A 21,483-nucleotide genomic window follows, 5' to 3' on the forward strand; every position below is an offset into this window, starting at 1 on the left:
GGCTTTCCTCCAGAATGATTTGCCGCCGTCGTTACCGCTCCATGCGTGCGCGACGCCAGGAACACGAGTAGAAATCCATGTCCGCAACACCGCTTGAGCGCATCAAGATCCTGGAGCCGCGTCACCCCAATCGCTCCACTGCCATCATCAATGGCTCCACGTCCGGCATCCTCAACTGGAACGACATTCCGTACCCGTCCTTCTATCGGGCGTACAAGGAGCTGTCGACCAACTTCTGGATTCCCGACGAAGTGGACATGAAGGGCGATGCGCGCCAGTACAACGAACTCTCGGCGCGCGAGAAAAATGCCTATGATTCGATCATCGGCTTGCTGGCCACGCTGGATTCGCCGCAGACGCGCTTCATCTACAACGTCGCCGAATACATCACCGACCCGGCCGCGCATGCCAATGCTGCGATCATCGGCCAGCAGGAAGTGATCCATAACGAGAGCTACAGCTACGTGCTGGCCTCCATCACCGGCCTGGCCGATCAGAACCGCGTGTTCGAGATTGCGCGCACGCACCCGACCATCATCAAGCGCAATGCGCCGATCATGGGCGCCTACGACGACTTCATGCGCGACAAGACGGCCGAAACGCTGATCCGCGCGCTGATCCAGTCCTCGATCCTGGAAGGCATCAACTTCTATTCCGGCTTTGCGTACTTCTACAATCTGGTCCGCCAGAACCGCATGACCGGCACCGGCAAGATCATCAGCTTCATCAACCGCGACGAGCTGGCCCACTCCAAGTTCATCAGCGAATTGATCCGCGCCATCATCGGCGAGAACCAGGCGCTGCAGGGCGACCAGCTCACCGATTACGTGCACAAGGCCTTCGAGCACGCGATCGACCTGGAAACGGTGTGGACGGCCGAAGTGCTGGACGGCATCGACGGGATCGACGTCGACGAAATGATCCGCTACGTGAAGTACCGCGCCAACAAGATGGCCGGCATGCTCGGCATCGAGAAGTTGTACGAAGGCGCCAACGACAACGTGATGCCGTGGATCAAGGCCTACGCCGACAACTTCACCGAGACCAAGACCGACTTCTTCGAGATGCGCAATGCCTCATACAAGAAGACCAACTCGGATAACGGCTTCGACGATCTGTAAGAATTTCTGCCGCTCATATCTCCAACTACCTGCGAACCCATATGAGATTTGAGGTGTACTGCGATGAGGCGAATCCAGACGTCCTAACGTCTGCTAATCCACGTGCGCGTTACCTCATGATCGGAAGCCTTTGGCTTCCACAGGAAGTTCGGAATGAGTTTAAGTCGCGAATTGGCGACCTTCGAAAAAGACATGAAGCCTGGGGCGAGATCAAGTGGAGCAAGGTTGCGCCTAATCGCCGCGACTTCTATGTAGAACTGGTTGACCTCTTCTTCGCATACGGCGAGAACCTTCGTTTTCGATGTATTGCGGTTGATCGGACGCAAATTGATCTTTCGTTACATGACGATGATGCGGAGCTGGGGTTTTACAAGTTTTACTACCAGCTTCTTCATCACTGGATTCTTGATTTTAATGATTATCGAATCTTCTGTGACGCGAAGAGCAATCGCGATTCGAAGCGCCTGCCTGTCCTCGCCCAGTGTCTGTCTCGCGCGAACTTGAGCTCGAATATTGAGAGTGTTCAGTCCTTACCGTCTAACGAAGTAGTACTGATCCAGATGTGTGATTTGTTGCTGGGAGCGGCTAGTAGCAAGATCAACTCTACCCTGAAGCCTAACACTGCGAAGTTCACTGTCGTTAGCCGTATTGAAAGCGCATTGGGTCGCGAACTTGGTCCAACCAGCAAGGGCGAGGAGAAATTCAACCTCTTCAAGATTCGACTTAACGGAGGGTGGTGATGTCGTTGCCTCCGTTAGTCAAGTACGAGACTTCTGCCGAGTACCGACAACACTACGAACGCGTCTACTGCCGTGGCAATATCCAGACACCAGACGAGATCCGAGTCTACTTCGATGCAAGAAAATTTGGCCACGCGTTCTACGAGAGTGCAGGGCGAGATGGACAGAAGGATACTTTTTCAGAAGTAAGGGCGCAGCGAATCGACTGGATTCAGGCGACCCTTACGCATCCGGACGCCATTCTATTTCAAGGCTGGGATAAAACTGCCGGACAGGTTGACCCCACCCGCCGAGTGGCGGTGGTCTATGAAGATTTTGTGGTCGTGATTGCACTGTCGCTCAAGCGAGATTCGGCACTAAAGGCCAACTTCATCACGTGCTACCAAGCAGATAGCAGCATAGGAAAGATTCGAAGTTCGCCGACTTGGTCTCGCGAAGAATGCGTCCGCTCGCTTACCAAAACCAAATAGCATGCAAAAAAAGGCCGCTGATTCGCTACGCGGGTTCAGCGGCCGAGACCTCGATAGGTTCAAAGCCGATGGGCAGTGAACTCGAGGCGGAGCTTAGCTCAGCCATCGTTAGAGTCAAGTGCGCTTGGCACAGCGCCGAAGCCCCAAGAAGACCCAGTAACCAAGGGTGGTTGCAACCTATTGTTTTTAATATAAATTTTTCCTGAACCTATTAAGCATTAAACAAGTGCGCATCCTCCTCGCCCACACATCGCTCAGCGGCAACACCCGCAATGTCGCGCGCGCGATCCACGCGCGCTGCGGAGAGCTGGGCCATGCGGTAACCTGGATCGATGCAGATATCCAGACGCTGGCGCAGGCGTGCCCGGACGGCGCCGTGCACGATCTCTACATCCTAGGCAGCTGGAGCATCAACGCCGGGCGTACGCCGCCGGAGATGAAGCGCTTCATCGAGGAGCTCGTTGCCGCGGTCGGCAAGCCGGAGCGCATGGCGGTGTTCGGCACCGGCGAGACGCAGTGGGGCGAGGAGAACTACTGCGGTGCGGCCCGGCGCATCGCCGCATTCTTCGGCACGCGCTACCCGCGGCTGGAGATCGAACAGATGCCCCACGGCGAACGCGACGCCACTAAAATCCAACGCTGGACCGACCACATTCTTGCCTGTACAGAGACACCCCCCCATGCAGACTCTCCACGCCTCCACGCCTGACGACTACGTCGCCGCCCTGGCTGCGCATCCGCGCTTGCTGGTCGACTACTACAAGGACAATTGCCCGGGCTGCAAGATGCTCGACATGTCGCTGGACAAGTTCTCCGCCAGCGATGCCGCCGCCGGCGTGGCCTTGTTGAAGGTCAAGCTGGAAGTGGTGGGCGAGGAATTCTTCCGCGATCTGGGTCTGCGCCAGACGCCGACCCTGGCGCTGTACCGCGACGGCAGCGAGGTGGCACGCCTGCCTGGCTTCCAATCGCCGGCGCAGGTGGAAACCGCGGTCAAGACCAGCCTCTGAGCGAGCTCTGGTGCGTTGCGTGCTTGCGCACGCAACGCGTGACTCGACGCTAGTGGGGAATCCGCGCTCGTAGGAGCCGAGCCGGCCGCGACAGCCGCCTACGGGTGCTTGTCCCGCGTACGCTCTTGCTGCATTCGCTGCATTCGCTGCATTCGCTGCACCTTTGCACCGACACCTTGGCTTTGCATGTGGTGACACGCAGCGCGTGTGGCTGTTCGTGCTCCAGCCGCAGCCGCCAGCCGCAGCGCAGCCGTGACGAACCCCAGACAGCACGAATGCCTCGCATTGCGTAGCACCATCGCCTGCACGTCGCGCGGATCAGGCTATCGTTGTGCTTCGACACGCGAGACATGTCGAACGCGTGCATGCCACACGGCCGCCACGGCCGCATCGCCCGCGCGCCGTTTGTTCCACCTTCTTCCTGGATCCCACGATGTCCGACAGCCCGCAGACCCCTCCACCGATCGAAGCGCGTATGGCCGAGATCGTGTTCCCCAATCACACCAACCACATGGGCACGTTGTTTGGTGGTCAGGCGCTGGCATGGATGGACAAGGCCGCGTTCCTGGCCGCCTCGCGCTATGCGCGTCGCACCGTGGTGACCGCGCGCTCGGATCAGGTGGATTTCAAGTTGCCGATCCGCCAGGGGCAGATGGTGGAGACCATCGCGCGCGTGGTCTCGGTGGGGCGCAGTTCGATCAAGGTGGAAGTGGAGTTGATCGCCGAAGATCTGCTCAGCGGCGCACGCGAACTGTGCACCCGCGGCCACTTCGTGATGATCGCGCTCGGCGACGACGGCAAGCCGACCTCGGTGCCGGCGCTGCCAGCAGCCTAGCGTCGAACCACGCGCCGTTGGCGATGCAGCCAACGGCCCGCTGCAGTGTCTCCACAAGGAAGTCGAGTGATGCAACACCGCCACCGCGTGCGCTGGGGAGCACCTTTGCTGGTGCTCACAGTGTTGAGTGCGTGCCGCTTGCCGATACCGGGGGAGAGTGACCAGGCCGTCGTGCCGATGGACGCGGACCGTGTGCTGATCGGTCGCGTGCAAGGCGTGGGCGCCAGCAGCCCGCTGCTGGGGCAAGAAGTGCGCATCGAAGGCATCGTGACCCGCAGCCTGGCCGGCGATGAGGACGATCTTGCGCAGGAAGTCGCCGAGACGGTGGGCGAGGGCACCCGCAGCAGGCCGATCGGTTGGTTCGTGCAGGACGAAGGCGATGGCGTGGACGCCACGTCCGACGCGCTGTTCGTGCTCGACCAGGGTTACGACACCGGTATCGGGATGCCCGGCGAGGGCGAGTTCACCCTGCGCTTGGGCACCCGTGTGCGCAGCGGCGACCGCGTGCAGGTCTGGGGCGTGGTGGCCGAGGTTGCGCAGGCCATTGCTGCCGACCAGCCCCGCAGTAGTGGCCACCCAGTGGGCCGTGGCGATGCGGCAGGCAGCATCACCACGCTCAAGGCGGGATCGATCAGATTGCTGTCGCCTCGCGAGCGCCGCCCGCCGATCGTGCCGAGGCAGACGCCGGTGCAGCGCAGCGGCGATGAATCCAGCGAGGGAATGCGGCTGCTGATTCCAGCAAAGGCCACCGCTGCAACCATGCGACCTTAAACACCAGCGGGGTGCGGTGATGCCTTGCGACGCTGTCGGGTTGTTGCACCGAACGCCCGGAGTGACGAACACCACGTCGCACGGTGTCGCAAAACACGTGTGGAACGCCGGCAAGCACCGCACTGACCCGCGGTCGATCTAAACGCCTAGCAGCCGTGCCGATCTGGCGAATGCATCGTCGCGGTAATTGCCGTGCTTACTCCTGCACTTCGTTGTCTTCGCGCTTGGTTTCGGCCATCGCTTCGGGTTCCAGCTCTTCGGCGCTGCGATTGAGTTTGACGAACACGCCCCAGGCAATCAGCAACAGGCCGGCACAGAAGCCCACCGAGGCGGCATACGGCAACTTGGCCGGGTCGTCGTGCATCAGCTCGAAGATCGACACCAGGGTTTCGATGGCCAGCGCGATCACGATCACCACGAAGAACCGCGACAGGTAACGACGTACGCGCGTGGGGCCGCTCACTTTGACGTCGCGCAGGATCTCTTCTTCGAAGATGGTCTGGCCCAGTTCCAGCGTCACCAAGGCCACGGTGAGCAGGCCGATGGCTTCCAGCACCACGTTGAAGCGGTCGCGGACCACCATGTCGCCGCCCGGGGTGAAGCCATGCCACAGCTCCAGCGCGGCCATGCCCACCAGCCCGCAGGCGCACAGCACGAAGAACGCCAGGATCACGAAGTGACCGGCACGGAACAGGTGGCTGAGCAGCTTCATGGCGGGCACGACGGGGGATGGGACGCAGAGCATCGTGTGCACCGCGTCGCGGCGGCGCGAAGGCACTCGGGCCGCCGAATCGTGCACGCGCTGCGCGCTGGCAGGGCGCGCGACGGGGCAGCTACACGGGCGAGGACGAGGCACGCCGATTCCTTGGCCCACCTGGAGAAACTGCCCAAAAGACCGATGGGGGCCGGTCTACACGCGACTCAGCGCCCCACCTCCATCCACTCAGCTATGCCGCAGTACCTGATACGCCTGCAGATGCACATTGGCCGCCATCAGTAGCGGCGCGTTGCGCCCGGTCTCGCGCACGCGCTTGAGCATGTCGCCGACGATCTGCGCCGCTTCCACATCCTGCCCGGCCTCCAGGTCGCGCAGCATCGAGGCCTTCAGCGGCGAGTCCACCTGCAGCAGCGTCTGCAGCGCCTTGGCGCGCGCGGGTTCGGGAATTGGCTGGCCGGCGGCATCGGCGGCCCACAGGCATTCGTTGTACAGGCCGTTGATCAAGGCGCGGCCGTCGTCGGTGGCCACAATCGCGCCAACCGGCGCACGCATCAGGCAGGTCGCTGCCGCCAGCGCAGTGAGGAAGCTGTACTTGATCCACTGCTCCTGCGCGATCTGGGTGCTGGCCACATGGTCGATGCCGGCCTGCGCGCAGGCCGCGGCAAACGCCTGCACGCGTGCAGAGGCCGCCTCGCCACTGCGCTCGCCAAACGTCAGCGAGGCCGGCTTGCCCAGGTGCAGGATCTCGCCATCGGCGCCCTTGGAGGCGCTGATGAAGCACAGCCCGCCAAGCACGCGGGCCGCACCGAAGCGTTCGTCCAGCGCCGCGTAATGGCGCAGCCCATTGAGGATCGGCAGCACCGTGGTGTGCTCGCCGACCGCCGGCGCAATCGCCTCCAGCGCGCTGTCCAGGTCGTAGGCCTTGCAGCTGAGGATCACCAGATCGAATGGCCGCTGCGCCACCAGCGCGGGCAGCGCCTGCGCGGTGACCGTGGCCACCGGCAGATCGGCATCGCCGAGGGGGCTGCGAATACGCAGGCCCTGCGCCTGCAGCTGCGCCGCACGGGCGTCACGCACCAGGAAGGTGACATCCACGCCAGCCTGCGCCAGCCGCCCGCCAAAGTAGCCGCCAGTGCCGCCGGCACCGAGGATCAGAATGCGCATAGGATCTCCGTTCAGTGTGATGTTTGGTACATGCCGGACACGGTGCTAAGCTTTCAGCCGGATCGGGGATTCTCGGTCGGCATCAGGCTCTGGCGGACTCGCCGGGGCCTTTTGTTTATGGGAAACACTTCAGGCCATAGCCCAGGTAACGACCTGCCGGATTCTTGTCGAGTTTCTGCTCAATCACCTGCCAGGCGCGATTTGGCTGCTCCGGTCGCAGCTGCCGCATGCCAATGGGGCGAGCGATCAGATCCGCAAGTTGTAGCCCGATCGCATTGCTCTTCTTGTCGCAGATCACCGGATCGAATGGCAGCTCCATGCCAGAGAAATTGTCTCCCCCACAGATCCGGCGAAACGCCAATTCCAGATCCTGGTCCTCGCTGCGCCCACGTGCCTCGCACAGCACGTGCGTGGTCAACGGCTCTCCCGCTTGCGCCACCTGTCCCTGCTTGCTGAGTTTGTAATACATCCGCTCAAGGCAGAAGCGCATCGAGATTTCATATGGGTTTTCACCGCGCTGGCGATCCTGAAGGCGGCGCTTGTCGATCACAGCGGCAAAGATCGTCATCGGCGCCAACGCCAATGCGTCTGTCAGCGCATCGAGAAATGCCTGTTTCTTGTCGCGATCACGCAACACGGCGAACGGCCCGATATCCCTGCGGATCTCGCGCTCATGCAGCACGACGGCGTCATGGCCAAACGTCGCGAACTTGATCCGCTGGATCGCAGGCACAACGGTTGCCATGTAATCGCGCTTGCTGATCAGGCAGCACGACAGCACAAACAATGGGAAGGCAGGATCAATACTCGCCATCCCGTGATCGCCACTCTCATCGACAAAGACGATGTAGTCGCTGAATTGCGCCATCAGCTCCGCAGTCCAACGCCACGGCGTAGCAGCCATAGCGCCAACGCGCTCAGCACTGCGACAAAGCCGAGCATCAGCGCGTAGGCCACCCAGATCGGCACGTCGGAGCTGCCGAGCAGGCCGTAGCGGAACGCGTTGACCATGTAGAAGATCGGGTTGGCGTGGGTGGCGGCTTCGGCCCAGCCGGGCAGCAGCTTCACCGAATAGAACACGCCGCCCAGGTAGGTCAGCGGGGTCAGGATGAAGGTGGGCACGATGGCCACGTCGTCGAACTTCTTGGCGTACACCGCGTTGACGAAGCCGGCTAGCGAGAAGATCGTCGCGCCTAGCAGCACCGTGGTCAGCGTCACCAGCGGGTGCGGGATGCGCACCGGGGTGAAGAACATGGCGATGATCAGCACCAGCGCGCCCACCATGACCCCGCGCAGCACCGCGCCTGCCACGTAGCCCCACAGGATCACCCAGTTGGGCATCGGGCTGACCAGCAGTTCTTCCACATGGCGGCCGAACTTGGCGCCGAAGAAACTGGAGCTGATGTTGCCGTAGCTGTTCTGGATCACGCTCATCATCACCAGGCCCGGCACGATGAACTGCATGTAGCTGTAGCCGCCCATGTCGCCCACGCGCGAGCCGATCAGCCCGCCGAAGATCAAAAAGTACAGCGTCATGGTGATGGCCGGCGGCACCAGGGTCTGGCCCCAGATGCGCAGGATGCGCTGCACTTCGCGGCGCACGATGGTGCCCAGTGCAACCCAGTTGCGCTGGCGGGAGGTAGCGGGAACAGCAGACATCGAAGGCTCCGGGGAACTCATGGGTGGCCTGCCGGGCGCGCTGGCGCCGCTGCAGCAGGGGGCGTAGCAACAGTGGTGTCGCCAGGCCCGGTCAGACGGACGAACAATTCTTCCAGCCGGTTGCTCTTGGTGCGCATCGAGCGCACCCGGATGCCGGCATCACCCAGAGTGGCGAACACGCGGTTGAGGTCCATCGCGCGCGGCATGTCCAGATCCAGCGTATGGCCGTCGATCGCGGTGAGCGTGGTGCCTTCGATCACCGGCAGCTGCGTCGGCAACTCACCATCGATATCGAACAGGAAGCCTTCCACGTCGAGCTTGGCCAGCAGCTCGCGCATCGGGCCCTGGGTGACGATCTGGCCGTGGTTGATGATGGCCAGGTTGCGGCACAGGTGCTCGGCCTCTTCCAGGTAATGGGTGGTCAGGATGATCGTGGTGCCGGCGGCATTGATCTCCTTGAGCACGCGCCACATGTCGCGGCGGATTTCGATATCCACACCGGCGGTGGGCTCGTCCAGGATCAGCAGCCGCGGCTGGGTCATCATGGCGCGGGCGATCATCAGGCGGCGCTTCATGCCGCCGGAGAGCGTGCGGCTCATCACCTGTGCCTTTTCCCACAGATGCGCGCGGCGCAGCTCGGCCTCCGCCAGGGCGGCAGCCTGCTCGCGCGGCATGCCGTAGAAACCGGCGTAGTTGACCAGGATGTCGAAGGGCTTTTCGAACAGGTTGAAGTTCACTTCCTGCGGGACCAGGCCGATCAGCCGCATCGCATCGCTGCGGTGGCGGACCAGATCGGTGCCGAATACCTCGACCTGGCCCTGCGAGAGGTTCACCAGCGAGCTGATGATGCCGATCAGGGTGGACTTGCCCGCCCCGTTGGGGCCGAGCAGGGCGAAAAAGTCGCCAGGCGCAACGTCCAGCGATACGCCCTTGAGCGCCTGGGTGCCGTTGTCGTAGGTCTTGCGCAGGTCGCACACGCGCAGGGCGGGTGCCGCGGTCGGAGATGGGGAATTCAAGATGGTCCTTCGCGTCAGCGTGACGGCGCAGCGAGTTGCAGCCGCTATTATAGAAGCCCGTGGGGGTTCGCCCCGATCACAGACTGTCCTAAATCCGTTCGTGCCCGTTCAATTCCCCCTCAAGCTTGTCGACAGGCGCATGCTCGCGCCCACCGTGGCCCACTGCCAGTTCCTGCGTGATGACGGGCAGCCGCTGGATTTCCAGCCCGGGCAGTTCATTCAGATCCATTTCCAGTACGCCGATGGCACCGATGCCAAGCGCAGCTATTCGCTGGCGACCATCCACGACCACGCGCTGGGACCGGGCGAGGCGGTGGAGATCGCGGTGAGTTTCGTGCCCGGCGGCTCGGCCACCGCGCTGTTCGAAGGCCTGGAGATTGGCGACCAGCTGCAGGCCAGCGGCCCCTACGGCAAGTTCTGCCTGCTGCCGGGCGACCACAACCGGCGCTACCTGCTGATCGCCACCGGCACCGGGGTGACGCCGTATCGCTCGATGCTGCCGCTGCTGGCCGAGGCAATCGCCACCCGTGGGCTGGAGGTGGTGCTGCTGCAAGGTGCACGCGCGCCCGCCGAGCTGCTGTACGGCGATGACTTCCGCGCGTTTGCCGATGCGCATCCGCAGTTCCGCTACGTGCCGTGCTTCTCGCGCGAGCTGCCCGAACACCCGCATGCCGACGTACGGCATGGCTACGTGCAGCAACATCTGGCCGAGTTCGCGCCGACGGCCGATGGCGACATCGCCTACCTGTGCGGCAACCCGGACATGGTGGACACCTGCGCGGTGGCGCTGCGCGAGGCAGGCCTGCCGAATGCACAGATCCGCCGCGAGAAATACGTGAGCTCATCACCGCCCAAGCCTGCGGCCTGAGCGCGGTGCGTTGAGGCGGCCGCCTGCAACGTGTGTGCAGGCGCAGCGTCAAGGCAGGGAGGCGGCAACGCTCAGCGCGTTGCCGGTTCCAGCGTCAGCAGCACCACATCGTTGCTGCGCATCGGCACCGTGACCGCAACCGCACCGTCGGCGCCCACGCGCACGCGGCGGTCCTGTTCGGGCACATCGCGCGTGGCCTGCTGCAGTTGGGTCAGCTGGTCTGCAGCAAGCTGCTTGGGCATGCCCATGTCGATGTAGAGCGACAGCGGGTCATTGCGGCGGTAGCCGGTCTTGCGCACCTGCAGCCGATAGGTACCCGCCGGCACATGCGCCAACCGGAACACGATTGCCTTGCTGTCGCTTGCCGGCACCTGGCGGGTATAGAACGGCGTATTGCTCACCGCCTGCACCGGCTGCTGCCAATCCCAGGCCACCGCGGCAATGCGCTTGCCGTCCACTGCGGCGAGCGTGTGCGCATCGTCCACCGCAAGGCTGCGCCCCTGCAGGGCATTCAAATACTTGTAGGCGAACCAGGCTGGCTTGCGGATGCCTTCGCGGTTCATCAGCCCGAAGCCGCCGTGGAAGGGCGTCGGCGGCGGGCCGGGCTCTTCGAACAGGTCGGTGTAGGTCCAGTAGCTCATGCCCTGCACCACGCCCTGCACCTGCTTGAGCTTGGTCAGGATGTACGGCGCGCTGATGTAGCTGTCGTGGACGAAATCGCGCGGCGTGTAGCTGCTGCTCCACTCGGTGAAAAACAGCGGCAGATCCGGGTATGGCGAGGCCTGGATCTGCGCACGCACGCGCCGCACGTCGCCCACGATGGCCTCGGGCGAGGCGGAGAGCTTGGTGTCCTGCTTGCCGTTTTCATCGAGAAACCCGCCATCCACGCCATAGGTGTGGGTGGTGACGAAGTCGATTGGCAACGTGTTTTTCTGCACGAAAGCCAGCAGCTCCGGCACCCACGCCGCGCCAGCGGTGGAAGGGCCGCCCACGCGCAGCTGCGGGTCGATGGCCTTGATGGTGCGCGCGGTGTTGGCGTACAGAGCGAAGTAGGCCTGCTGGTCGGCGTTCTCCCAGAAGTCCTTCAGATTGGGCTCGTTCCATACTTCGAAATACCACTGGCGCACTTCATCCGCACCGTAGCGCGCGCGAATGTGGCGCACATATGCGTCGATCAGCTGCGTCCACTTGGCCGGGTCCGGATGCGAGGTGTTGCCCTTCCAGTAGAACAGGGTCTGCTCAGAGGTCTTCATCGCGGTCGGGGTGAAGCCCAGTTCGACGAATGGGCGGATCTTCTTGGCCAGCAGTGCGTCGTAGAGTTTGTCCAGCTGCGTCCAGTCGTACACGAGCGTGCCGTCGACCTCCTTGACCGTGCCGAGCACGTCATGGAACACGTCGTGGAAGCGGATATAGCGAAAGCCCAGTTCCTGCACTGCGGGCACCAGATGCGCCTGGGTGTCGTCGCGGATCAAGGTGCCGGGAAAATCCGAGCCGACCGACAGCGCATAGAACCGATCCACCGGTGCGCCGGCGCTTGCGATGTCCAACTGGATCTCGCGTTGCGCGGCAGGTTGCGCCGAGGCCGCGGTTGCCAGGCAACATGCCAGCGTGGTGGCCAGTAACAGGGTCAAGCGCATCGCGGCTCCCGGGCATGAGTGATGCGCAAGCGTAGCGCACTCGTGCACGTATGACCGATGCGTGCGCATTGCTGCGCCCGCTGAAAAGCGCGCTCAAGCGCGCGTTGCACGGCGGTGGGTGATGCACTGCTGCCCTGCGTGACCGCACGGCGCATTACGCGTCTTACACCGCTGCAGAAACCCTGTCGGGGCGCTGCACTTCCACCGTGATGTGCACCAGTTCTTCGTGGATCTGCAGCGCGGCGCGGATGGCTTCTGCGGCGACGGTGGCTTCGGTGACGAGACTGATCAGACAGGCGTAGCGGTCTGTGCCGATGCGCCACACATGCAGGTCGGCAATGCGTGCGGAGTAGGGCAGCGCAGCGATCACCTCGCGGATTTCCTCCACCACCGGCGCATCCATCTCCGCATCCAGCAACACCCGGCCGGTGCTGCGCAACAGCCCCCAGGCCCATACGGTGACCAGCACCGCACCGACGATGCCCATGAGCGGATCCATCCAGGTCACGCCCCAGCGCATGCCGACCACCAGCGCCACGATCGCCAGCACCGAGGTGGCTGCATCCGCCACCACGTGCAGATACGCCGCGCGCAGGTTCAGATCGCCGTGGCCGTGCGCATGCGCGTGGCCATGTGGTCCATGTCGGTGCGCATGTCCATGCCCATGCGCGTGATCATGGTGATGCGCATGGCCGTGCGAATCGCGCAACCACCATGCACAGATCAGATTGACCAGCAGGCCGACGACCGCGATCGCGGTGGCTTCCGGGTAATGCACCGGTTTGGGCGAGACCAGCCGCTCCACCGACTGGAAGGCCATCAACCCGGCCACACCCAACAGCAGGATTGCGCTGGTGTAGCCGCCCAGCACTTCGACTTTCCAGGTGCCAAACGCGAAGCGCCCGTCGCGGGTGTGGCGGCGCGCGAACGCGTAGGCGAACAACGCCAAGCCCAGTGCCAGCGCGTGCGAGCTCATATGCCAGCCGTCGGCAAGCAGGGCCATGGAGTTGAGCACCCAGCCGCCCACGATCTCCACCACCATCATCAGCGCGGTCAGCACGACCGCCTTGCGGGTGCTGCGCTCGGCAAGCGGGTTGCCACCGACAAAGGCCTGCGGTTGCGCGCAGTGCGGGAGGGGCGGGGTGTTCGACATGGGCGAGGCGGCCTGACTAAGATACCCCCCGATGGTATCCGAAATACCCCTGGGGGGTATCTGCATGGCGCATTTACATCAGGACAAATCCAAGCTGCTTGCGCGGGTCCGCAAGATTCGCGGGCAGGTCGAGGCACTGGAGAAAGCGCTGGCGCAGGACGTGGAATGCACCGCCTTGCTGACCCAGGTCGCTGCCTTCCGCGGTGCCGCCCAAGGCCTGATGGTGGAGCTGCTGACAGAGCATCTGCAGCACCATGTCGCCGCACCGGACGCGCGCGGCACGCGCGAGCAGGCCGTGGACGAGGTGGCGGCGATTCTCAAGACGTATTTGAAGTAGCGCGCGGCGCGCGCTGCATGCGCCGATTGAAGCGTTGCATGCAATCGCGTGGCCGCGAACAACGACTCATCAATCGCATCGCTGCCGGCACGCGCGCTGCGGCGCTGGGGCAGAAGGTTTTGACTCGGCGGCTCCGGAGATATTCCCTCATCTTCGGGACGTCACGATCGCCTCGAAGCCGCTCCCACGTCGAATTCGTGCGTGCCCGGACCCGCAACGCTCAGCTCTGGCGCGTGCTCCACTAACCCGCGATCCAGGGTAGTCAGGACGCCCATGCGCCGCCTGCCGTATCGCGCAACATGTAAAGGACGCTTGACAGCGCGGCTGGTGCCGCGCATTGTGCCTGTCAAGTGAACTTGACAGGCATGTCGCATGCATCAGCAGCTCCCACCGCATTGGGCGTCAGCGCCTCCGGCAGCACGGCATCGTCGCAACCACGCGCAGGCTGATGCACTGCAATTGCATGCAACATCCGGAAAGGCGCAACGCGCATGAGCGGCTGCAAACGCAGTGCACTGGTGGCGTTGGGCATCAGCCTGAGCTTGCTGGGCAGCGGTGCACTTGGGTATTGGCGGGTGCTGCCGCTGGGCCAGTATCTGATTGGCCTGTGCGTCGGTATGGGAGCGGCGGGCCTGTTGATGGCGCTGATGCTGTGGCTGTCACCCGGCGGCATGCGCGACAGTGCACTGCCGGCGCTGGCGCGGCGTTACTACCGTGAATTCGGCATCCCCATGCTGTTCTATGTAGCGGTGATGCTGTGCTGGCCAACGCTGCTGGCGCGCGTGGGGCCGCAGTGGGCGCGCACGCTGATCGCGTTGTTGCCTGCGCTGTTGTTGATGCTGGTGATCCGTGCGGTGGCGCGTTTCGTGCGTGATTCGGACGAGATGCAGCGGCGGATCGAACTGGAATCGATCGCCATCGCTGCCGGGCTGGTGAGTGCTGCATACATGACCGGCGGGTTCCTGCAGGCGGCGCAGTTGATCGACATCCCGGCCACAGTCGCGATGTTGTGGGTGTTCCCGGTCCTGTGCGCCACCTACGGCATCACCAAGGGCGTCAACGCGCGCCGCTATCAATGAACAGCCGCGTGCGGGAACTGCGCGAGGCCAGTGGCTGGTCGCAAGGGGAGTTGGGCGAACGGCTGGGCGTGTCGCGGCAAACGATCAACGCGCTGGAGACCGGCAAGTACGATCCCAGCCTGCCGTTGGCGTTTCGCATCGCGCGTCTGTTTGGGGAATCGATCGAGCACGTTTTTCTGTTTGAAGACGGGCAGTAGCCGCAGCGGTCACGTCTGGCCGGATGCAACGTCACAGGACCATGGATCACACGGAGAGCAGCGGGAATGGCAAAGCACGTTAGGACAATAACGCTGGTGCTTGCGCTGGCAGTGGCGCTGGGCGGCTGCCAGCGCGCGGGCGAGGGCGCCGTGGCGGCCACTAGCAAGGCGCAGGCCGCGTCCACCACGGTGGCGGGTAATGCCTACGGCCGCCTGCAGTTTTCGCCATGCACGCTCAGCTCCGGCAGCGCCGCCGGTAACATCGAGGCGCAGTGCGCACAGTTGCAGGTACCTGAAAATCCGGCCGCGCCGAACGGGCGCAAGCTCGCGCTCAAGATCGCCTGGTTGGAGAGTGATGCAGGCGCCAGCCACGCGCCGGACCCGGTGTTCTTCATCGCCGGCGGGCCCGGGCAATCGGCTACGCAGGTGGCGGCGATCGTCGACATGGGCCTGCGCGAAGTGCGCAAGCAACGCGACATCTTTCTGGTTGATCAGCGCGGCACCGGCGGCTCGCATCCGCTGGAATGCCGCGATGCGGACGGCACGGCGCTGGCGCTGGAAAACGACAGTGCCGCCACCGCCGAGCAGCTGAGTGCCTATGCGGCGCGTTGTGCTGCAGGGCTGCGCAACGATGCCGACCCGCGCTATTTCACCACCAGCGAAGCCATCGGCGATCTGGATGCGGTGCGTGAGGCGCTGGGCGCGCAACAGATCAACCTGATCGGCGGCTCCTACGGCACGCGGGTTGCGCAGCAGTACGCGGCGCGCTACCCGCAGCACACGCGCACCGTGGTGCTCGACGGCGTGGCCCCCAACGATCTGGTGATCGGCGGCGAATTTGCGCGCACCTTTGAAGACGCGATTGCGTTGCAGACCACCCAATGCAAGGCGCAGCCAGCCTGCGCCAAGCGCTTCCCGGTGGACACGCGCACCCAGCTGCGCCAGGTGGTGGAGCGCCTGCGCCAGGCGCCGGTCGCGGTGGATTACCGCGACCCACGCACCGGTGAACTGCATCACCAGGAGGTCAACGCCGATACCGTGGCCGGCCTGGCATTCGGGTTTTCGTATGCGCCGGAAACCGCCTCGCTGCTGCCGCTGGTGCTGGACGAAGCCGCCGCGGGGCGCTACGCGTCGTTGATGGCGCTGGCGCAGATGAGCGGCTCGGACATGGCCGACCAGATGAATCGCCCGATGCAGTGGTCGGTGCTGTGCAGCGAAGATGCGGGGCGCTATCGCGCGCCGGCCGCGCAGGACGACACCTTGCTGGGCGCGCAGGTGGCGGAGATGTTCTTCGCAGCGTGCAAGACATGGCCGTCCAAGCCCACTCCGGCGGCGGCATTTGCGCCGTTCCGCTCCACGCTGCCGGTGCTGTTGTTGTCCGGCCAGCTCGATCCGGTGACCCCGCCGCGCTATGCCGCGCGCGTGCTGCAAGGCCTGCCCAACGGCCGGCATCTGATCGCGCCCGGGCAGAGCCACGGTGTGTTCCGGCTGGGCTGCATGCCCAAGGTGCTGGGGCAATTCCTGCAGACCGCCGATGCCAAGGGCCTGGACGCGCGCTGCGTGGACAGCCTGACCGATGTGCCCGCGTTTACCTCGTTCAACGGATGGGAACCATGAGCCGCATCGACCACGCCACGGAGGCGCACGCATGATCGTCGTCGACAGTTTGCACAAGTCGTTCAAGACCAAGACCGGCCTGGTTAAGGCGGTCAACGGGGTCAGCTTCAACGCCGCCGATGGCCAGATCACCGGCTTGCTCGGCCCCAATGGTGCCGGCAAGACCACCACCTTGCGCATGCTCTACACCTTGATGACGCCCGACCAGGGCAGCGTCCGCGTGGACGGCGTCGATGCCGCGCACGACCCGGTCGCGGTGCGCCGCGCGCTGGGCGTGCTGCCGGATGCGCGCGGCGTGTACAAGCGTTTGAGCGCACGCGAGAACATCGCCTACTTCGGTGAACTGCATGGCATGTCGCGCACGCAGATTGCCGAGCGCACGCGCCTGCTGTCGCATGCACTGGACATGGACGACATCCTGGACCGGCAGACCGAAGGTTTCAGCCAGGGCCAGCGCACCAAGACCGCGATTGCACGCGCGCTGGTGCACGACCCACGCAACGTCATCCTGGACGAACCCACCAACGGGCTGGACGTGATGACCACGCGCGCGATGCGCGGCTTCCTGCAGCAACTGCGCGCCGAAGGGCGCTGCGTGATCTTCTCCAGCCACATCATGCAAGAGGTGGCGGCGCTGTGCGATCGCATCGTCATCATTGCCAAGGGCACCGTGGTGGCTGCCGGCACCGCCGATGAACTGCGCGCGGCTACTGGCGAAGACAACCTGGAAGACGCCTTCGTCAAGGCGATCGGTTCGGACGAGGGACTGCACGCATGAGCAAGATGTCATTTTTCGCCACGTTGGGCACCGTGCTGCGCAAGGAACTGAGCGACATCGGCCGCGACCGCCGCACCCTGGCACTGGCGTTGTTGCTGTCGCCGTTGCTGTATCCGATCCTGATCCTGGGCATGGGCGCGCTCAGCGAAAGCCGCGTGCGCACGCAGATCGACAAGCCGCTGGACATCCCGGTGCTTGGCCGCGAGCACGCGCCCAATCTGGTGCGTTTTCTCGCCGCGCAAGGGCTCAACGCAGTGGACGCGCCGGCCGATCTGACCACCGCCATCCGCGACCAGGACGTGGACGTGGCGCTGCGCATCAGTGCGCACTACGCCGACGACTGGCGTGCCGGGCGGCCGGCGCTGGTGGAGATCATCAAGGACAGCACGCGCCGCGAAGCCGATGTGCCGGCGATGCGCCTGCAGGCCGCACTCAGCGGCTACAGCCAGCAGGTGGGTGCGTTGCGTCTGCTCGCACGCGGGATCGATGCGCAGGTGGCGCGGCCGCTGGAGATCGCCGCGCAGGACCTGGCCACCGCCGAGGCCAAGCGCGGGCAGATGATGGCGATGCTGTTGCCGGTGCTGCTGGTGATCACCTCGTTCTTGGGTGGTGCGTCGTTGATCCTGGACGCCACCGCCGGCGAACGCGAACGGCAGTCGTTGGAACCGCTGCTGGCCACGCCCGCGCCCCGCAGTGCGATCGTCAGCGGCAAGATCGCCGCAGCCTGCGTGATCGGTATGGTGTCGCTGTTGCTGACGTTGCTGGCCTTCAAGCTCAGCGCGCAGTTGTCCAGCTCCAACCTGGGGCGCCAGCTCAACGTGGGCTTCGTGCCGATCCTGCAGATGCTCTTCATCCTGGTACCGATGCTGTTCATCGGTACCTCGCTGCTGACCTACCTGGCCGCGGCTGCCAAAAGCATGAAAGAGGCGCAGGCGCACATGACCTGGCTGCTGCTGCTGCCAATGCTGCCGGGCTATGCGCTGATGGCCTATCCGCTGAAGACGCAGCTGTGGCATTTCGCCGTGCCGTTCCTGGCGCAGAACCAGATGTTGCTCAAGGTGATCCGCCACGAACAGATCACGCTGCAGACCTGGGCGGTGTACCTGCTGGCCGGGTTCAGTCTGGCGGGGGTGCTGTGGTACGCCGCGGTGCGTCGATATCACCAGGAGCGGCTGGCGATTTCGGGCTGATGTTCCTTCTCCCGTCGGGAGAAGGCGGCGCGCAGCGCAGGATGGGGGTATGGGTTGTTGGTGCGAATGCCTGTTACAGCTGTTGATGTTGATGTTGATGTTGAATGATTGAATGTTGCTGTCGCCGATGCAGTTCGTGATGTCCAATCTGCCGCCGTACACTCACCCCAACCCCTCTCCCGCAGGAGAGGGGCTTTAATCCTTCTCCCCTCGGGAGAAGGTGCCCGAAGGGCGGATGAGGGTACGGATGGCCAGCCCACAAAAAGCCCGCATCGCTGCGGGCTTTTTGTTTGGCGCTCGGCATGTGCCGGAGGTGCATTGCATCAATCATCAGCAGCATCAAGCAACGATCACCAACCAACGCAGTTACTCAGCCGCGCGTAGACCCTGCAAGCACCCAACCACTCACTCAGCCGCCCGGGTTGAACGACAGCGTGCGGCGGGTGGTCACCGGCGCGGCCACCGGCTCGAAGCGCCAGCGCTTCACGGCGTTGAGGGCTTCACGGTCGAACACGCGTGGCGGGTTGGCACGCAGCACGCGCGAGGCGGTGATCGAGCCATCGGTGCCCACGGTGATCTCCACCAGCACTTCGCCGGAGGTACCGGCGCGCAGGGCTTCGGGGGGATAACGCGGGGCCGGGGTGCTGATCGGGCGCAGCGACGCGGCCGCCGGAGCGGCAGCTGCAGCGGCCGGCGCCGGGCGTGGTGCGGCGGGCGTCGGTGCCGGCTCGGCCGGGCGCTTGGCGGCGGCCTGGCGTTCGGCTTCGGCCGCCTGCTGGCGCGCTGTTTCCTGCTGGGCGGCGATCTGCTGGGCCGCAGCGGCCTCGCGCGATTGCTGCTCGGCCAGGCGCTTCTGCTCGGCGGCCTGCTTGGCCTTGTCTTCGACCAGCTTCTTGGCCTGCTCGGCGTCCTGCTCGGTGCGGTTGGCAGCGGTCTTCATGCCGGTTTCCAGGCCGCTCTTCAGACGCGGCAGCGCCGGTGCCTTGGGGTCGACCTTTTCGATCAGCGCGATCAGCCGTTGCGCTTCGGGGAACTCCTCACGGCTGATGCCCTGTTCGGCGGCGATCAGCGTGTACGGCATCAGGTCGGTCAGCGCGCTGTTGACGGTGGCGTCCTGCGGCTGCTTCTCGCGCAGCGCCAGGTAGTACTCCACCGCGTTGTCGCCGGCCGGGGCGTACATGCGGTTGTCCTGCAGCGCCTTGGTGGCCGATTCGCGCAGCTGATCGGCTGCCATCGACTGCACCTGCGGGGAGACCGCGGTGGCTGCCGTAGGCGCCGGCGCGGTGGCCGGTGCCGCTGGCGTGGTGCCCGCGCTGGCGGCAGGTTTTTCTTCCTGCTTGGAGCAGGCGGCCAGGCCAACCAGCAAAATGACCGGCGCGATCCGGCGTGCCATACGGCCCTGTGTCAGATCCAACATGCGTCCCCCTTACCCCGAGTGCGAAAGATAACGTTGCTGCGGTGAGCGCCGGCCCTTGTTCCCGCAAGGGTCGGCAATGCCGCAATCTAGCATTGCTGGGGCGGTCTAAGCCAAGGGTTGCCGAGATGCCCGCGAAATTCAGGCAGCCGGTGCGGCGAGCGGCGTGCCCGGTGCCGGCTGTGGCATGGGCGCGGGCGGTGCCGGGGCCGGGCAATAGCGGCGCAGGAACTCGGCATGCGGCGGCAGGCGGGCCAGGGTGGCCTCCACGCGCTGGCGGATGCCCTCCAGGAACTGGCTCAGCTCGACATCGCCCATCAGGTCGGCCACCGGGTGGTGGTGCCGCGGCACGATGCCCTGGCCCAGCATCACCTGGATCCAGGAATTCTCCGCGAACAACTCATTGCCCTGGTGGAACACGCGCCCGCTCTGGCGGAACAGCTCCATGCGGTGGCGCAGGCTGTCGGGGATGTCCATACCGGCGCAATCGCGCCAGAACGCCGTGTCGCGGCGGTCGGTGGCGTGGTAATGCAGGATCACGAAATCGCGGATGTGCGCGATCTCCTCGGCCGCCTGTCGGTTGTATTCGGCGATGTCCACCGGGTCGATGACCTGCGGAAACGTCTGCAGCAGGCGGACAATGCCGCGCTGGATCAGATGGATGTTGGTGGACTCGATCGGCTCCAGAAAGCCGCTGGCCAGGCCCAGCGCCACGCAGTTCTTTTCCCACACGCGGTGGCGCTGGTTGGGGGTGAAGCGCAATGCCCGCGGAGTGGTGAGCGCGCGGCCCTGCAGGTTGTGTTCCAGCACCTGCGCGGCGCTGTCCTGGTCCATGTAGCGGCTGGAATACACGATGCCGTTGCCCACCCGGTGCTGCAGTGGAATGCGCCACATCCAGCCGGCGCGATCGGCGCGCGCGCGGGTGAAGGTCACTGGCGCGCCCACCGATTCGGTCTGCACGGCCAGCGCGCTGTCGGCGAACAACCAGCGCGACCAGTCTTCGCTGCCCACGCCCAGCGTCTGGCCGATCAGCAGCGCGCGGAAGCCGGTGCAATCCAGGAACAGGTCGCCCTCGATGCGGGTGCCGTCGTCCAGCACCAGGGCGGCGATGTCGCCGCTGTGCGCGTCGGTCTGCACGCTGCCGATGCGGCCTTCGATGCGCTGCACGCCGAAGCCTTCGCTGAAGCGACGCAGGAAGCGCGCGTACAGCCCTGCGTCCAGGTGATAGGCGTAATTCATGCCGCCGTTGGGCAGATGCGCAAAGCGGCCTTCCTGCGCGGCCCGCAGCTCCAGGCAGTAGTCGCCGAAGTCGCGCGCCACGCCGCGTGCGCGTGCCTTCAGCCAGAAGTGCTGAAAGCCCGCGCTCCAGTGATCGGTACCGGTGTGGCCAAAGGAATGGATGTAGTGGCGGTCCACATCGCGCCAATGTTCGAAGGCGATGCCCACCTTGAAGGTGGCCTGGGTGGCGGCCATGAACTGCGCTTCGTCGATCTCCAGCAGCCGGTGGAAGGTCACCAGGCTGGGGATGGTGGCTTCGCCCACGCCCACCGTGCCGATCTCGTCCGATTCCACCAGGGTGATCTGCAGCTGCCGGCCGAGCAGCTTGGACAGCGCGGCGGCGGCCATCCAGCCGGCGGTACCGCCACCGGCGATGACCACGCGGCGGACCAGGCGTTGCGACTCGGAGGGGACAGGGGCGTGCATGGGAGATC

Annotated in this window: 23 protein-coding genes; 14 read left to right on the forward strand and 9 right to left on the reverse strand. The window is 64.6% G+C overall.

What is annotated here, in order from left to right:
* Positions 1–77: 77 nt before the first annotated feature.
* The 7 genes from QRM89_RS00360 to QRM89_RS00390 all read left to right on the forward strand — a co-directional run bounded on the left by QRM89_RS00360 (position 78) and on the right by QRM89_RS00390 (position 4,944).
* Positions 78–1,121: a ribonucleotide-diphosphate reductase subunit beta gene (locus QRM89_RS00360; RefSeq protein WP_011270067.1), complete on the forward strand. Its 1,044-nt coding sequence runs from the start codon at positions 78–80 to the stop codon at positions 1,119–1,121.
* 41 nt (positions 1,122–1,162) lie between these two features.
* Positions 1,163–1,861 (forward strand): DUF3800 domain-containing protein, encoded by a 699-nt coding sequence (locus tag QRM89_RS00365; protein WP_176994125.1) that lies wholly within the window; start codon positions 1,163–1,165, stop codon positions 1,859–1,861.
* A complete protein-coding gene (locus QRM89_RS00370) occupies positions 1,861–2,331 on the forward strand; it encodes a hypothetical protein (RefSeq protein ID WP_080565706.1) in 471 nt (156 codons plus the stop codon). The genes QRM89_RS00365 and QRM89_RS00370 overlap by 1 nt, the downstream gene beginning before the upstream one ends.
* Positions 2,332–2,557: 226 nt before the next feature.
* Entirely contained in the window at positions 2,558–3,040 is a 483-nt protein-coding gene (locus QRM89_RS00375) for a flavodoxin (RefSeq protein WP_285447029.1), read from the forward strand.
* Positions 3,012–3,338 carry a thioredoxin family protein gene (locus QRM89_RS00380; protein ID WP_223647290.1) on the forward strand — a complete coding sequence of 109 codons (327 nt, stop codon included), beginning with the start codon at positions 3,012–3,014 and terminating at the stop codon, positions 3,336–3,338. Before QRM89_RS00375 ends, QRM89_RS00380 begins: the two co-directional genes overlap by 29 nt.
* A 433-nt stretch (positions 3,339–3,771) precedes the next feature.
* Positions 3,772–4,173 carry an acyl-CoA thioesterase gene (locus QRM89_RS00385; protein WP_011039053.1) on the forward strand — a complete coding sequence of 134 codons (402 nt, stop codon included), beginning with the start codon at positions 3,772–3,774 and terminating at the stop codon, positions 4,171–4,173.
* A gap of 177 nt (positions 4,174–4,350) precedes the next feature.
* Positions 4,351–4,944 (forward strand): hypothetical protein, encoded by a 594-nt coding sequence (locus QRM89_RS00390; RefSeq protein WP_285447030.1) that lies wholly within the window; start codon positions 4,351–4,353, stop codon positions 4,942–4,944.
* Between the two features lie 196 nt (positions 4,945–5,140).
* Here QRM89_RS00390 and QRM89_RS00395 read toward each other — a convergent pair whose 3' ends face one another.
* The 5 genes from QRM89_RS00395 to QRM89_RS00415 all read right to left on the reverse strand — a co-directional run bounded on the left by QRM89_RS00395 (position 5,141) and on the right by QRM89_RS00415 (position 9,501).
* Entirely contained in the window at positions 5,141–5,656 is a 516-nt protein-coding gene (locus QRM89_RS00395) for a hypothetical protein (protein WP_014506181.1), read from the reverse strand.
* 231 nt (positions 5,657–5,887) lie between these two features.
* The gene (gene panE, locus QRM89_RS00400) at positions 5,888–6,826 is read right to left on the reverse strand and encodes a 2-dehydropantoate 2-reductase (protein ID WP_228433182.1); all 939 of its coding nucleotides are present in this window, start codon (positions 6,824–6,826) and stop codon (positions 5,888–5,890) included.
* A 115-nt stretch (positions 6,827–6,941) separates the two neighbouring features.
* Positions 6,942–7,694 carry a DUF3800 domain-containing protein gene (locus QRM89_RS00405; RefSeq protein ID WP_285447031.1) on the reverse strand — a complete coding sequence of 251 codons (753 nt, stop codon included), beginning with the start codon at positions 7,692–7,694 and terminating at the stop codon, positions 6,942–6,944.
* Positions 7,694–8,506: an ABC transporter permease gene (locus QRM89_RS00410; protein WP_285447032.1), complete on the reverse strand. Its 813-nt coding sequence runs from the start codon at positions 8,504–8,506 to the stop codon at positions 7,694–7,696. Before QRM89_RS00410 ends, QRM89_RS00405 begins: the two co-directional genes overlap by 1 nt.
* Positions 8,503–9,501, reverse strand: a complete 999-nt coding sequence (locus QRM89_RS00415; protein WP_285447033.1) for an ABC transporter ATP-binding protein — start codon at positions 9,499–9,501, stop codon at positions 8,503–8,505. The genes QRM89_RS00410 and QRM89_RS00415 overlap by 4 nt, the downstream gene beginning before the upstream one ends.
* 1 nt (position 9,502) lies before the next feature.
* Here QRM89_RS00415 and QRM89_RS00420 point away from each other — a divergent pair, with 1 nt between their 5' ends.
* The gene (locus QRM89_RS00420; RefSeq protein WP_285447034.1) at positions 9,503–10,369 is read left to right on the forward strand and encodes a ferredoxin--NADP reductase; all 867 of its coding nucleotides are present in this window, start codon (positions 9,503–9,505) and stop codon (positions 10,367–10,369) included.
* A gap of 71 nt (positions 10,370–10,440) precedes the next feature.
* Here QRM89_RS00420 and QRM89_RS00425 read toward each other — a convergent pair whose 3' ends face one another.
* Together QRM89_RS00425 and dmeF are read right to left on the reverse strand one after the other, a co-directional pair.
* A complete protein-coding gene (locus QRM89_RS00425) occupies positions 10,441–12,006 on the reverse strand; it encodes a cellulase family glycosylhydrolase (RefSeq protein WP_285447035.1) in 1,566 nt (521 codons plus the stop codon).
* A gap of 163 nt (positions 12,007–12,169) precedes the next feature.
* Positions 12,170–13,159, reverse strand: a complete 990-nt coding sequence (gene dmeF / locus QRM89_RS00430) for a CDF family Co(II)/Ni(II) efflux transporter DmeF (protein ID WP_285447036.1) — start codon at positions 13,157–13,159, stop codon at positions 12,170–12,172.
* 64 nt (positions 13,160–13,223) lie between these two features.
* Here dmeF and QRM89_RS00435 point away from each other — a divergent pair, with 64 nt between their 5' ends.
* The 6 genes from QRM89_RS00435 to QRM89_RS00460 all read left to right on the forward strand — a co-directional run bounded on the left by QRM89_RS00435 (position 13,224) and on the right by QRM89_RS00460 (position 18,357).
* A complete protein-coding gene (locus tag QRM89_RS00435; protein ID WP_012439534.1) occupies positions 13,224–13,496 on the forward strand; it encodes a metal/formaldehyde-sensitive transcriptional repressor in 273 nt (90 codons plus the stop codon).
* Positions 13,497–13,987: 491 nt separating this feature from the next.
* Entirely contained in the window at positions 13,988–14,575 is a 588-nt protein-coding gene (locus tag QRM89_RS00440; protein ID WP_115577854.1) for a hypothetical protein, read from the forward strand.
* On the forward strand, positions 14,572–14,772 hold the full coding sequence (locus tag QRM89_RS00445; protein ID WP_006449488.1) for a helix-turn-helix transcriptional regulator: 201 nt from the start codon (positions 14,572–14,574) through the stop codon (positions 14,770–14,772). The genes QRM89_RS00440 and QRM89_RS00445 overlap by 4 nt, the downstream gene beginning before the upstream one ends.
* 66 nt (positions 14,773–14,838) lie before the next feature.
* Positions 14,839–16,389, forward strand: coding sequence for an alpha/beta hydrolase (locus QRM89_RS00450; protein WP_057673567.1), 1,551 nt, complete (start codon positions 14,839–14,841; stop codon positions 16,387–16,389).
* A 31-nt stretch (positions 16,390–16,420) separates the two neighbouring features.
* Positions 16,421–17,167, forward strand: a complete 747-nt coding sequence (locus tag QRM89_RS00455; protein WP_042597979.1) for an ATP-binding cassette domain-containing protein — start codon at positions 16,421–16,423, stop codon at positions 17,165–17,167.
* Positions 17,168–17,172: 5 nt separating this feature from the next.
* Positions 17,173–18,357, forward strand: a complete 1,185-nt coding sequence (locus QRM89_RS00460) for an ABC transporter permease (RefSeq protein WP_285447089.1) — start codon at positions 17,173–17,175, stop codon at positions 18,355–18,357.
* Positions 18,358–18,766: 409 nt separating this feature from the next.
* Here the strand turns inward: QRM89_RS00460 and QRM89_RS00465 are convergent, their stop codons facing one another.
* Together QRM89_RS00465 and QRM89_RS00470 are read right to left on the reverse strand one after the other, a co-directional pair.
* A complete protein-coding gene (locus QRM89_RS00465; protein WP_228958149.1) occupies positions 18,767–19,774 on the reverse strand; it encodes an energy transducer TonB in 1,008 nt (335 codons plus the stop codon).
* A 138-nt stretch (positions 19,775–19,912) separates the two neighbouring features.
* Entirely contained in the window at positions 19,913–21,475 is a 1,563-nt protein-coding gene (locus QRM89_RS00470; protein ID WP_285447037.1) for a tryptophan halogenase family protein, read from the reverse strand.
* Between the last annotated feature and the right edge of the window lie 8 nt (positions 21,476–21,483).

The organism is Xanthomonas sp. LMC-A-07 (assembly GCF_030208825.1).
Lineage (GTDB): Bacteria > Pseudomonadota > Gammaproteobacteria > Xanthomonadales > Xanthomonadaceae > Xanthomonas > Xanthomonas campestris.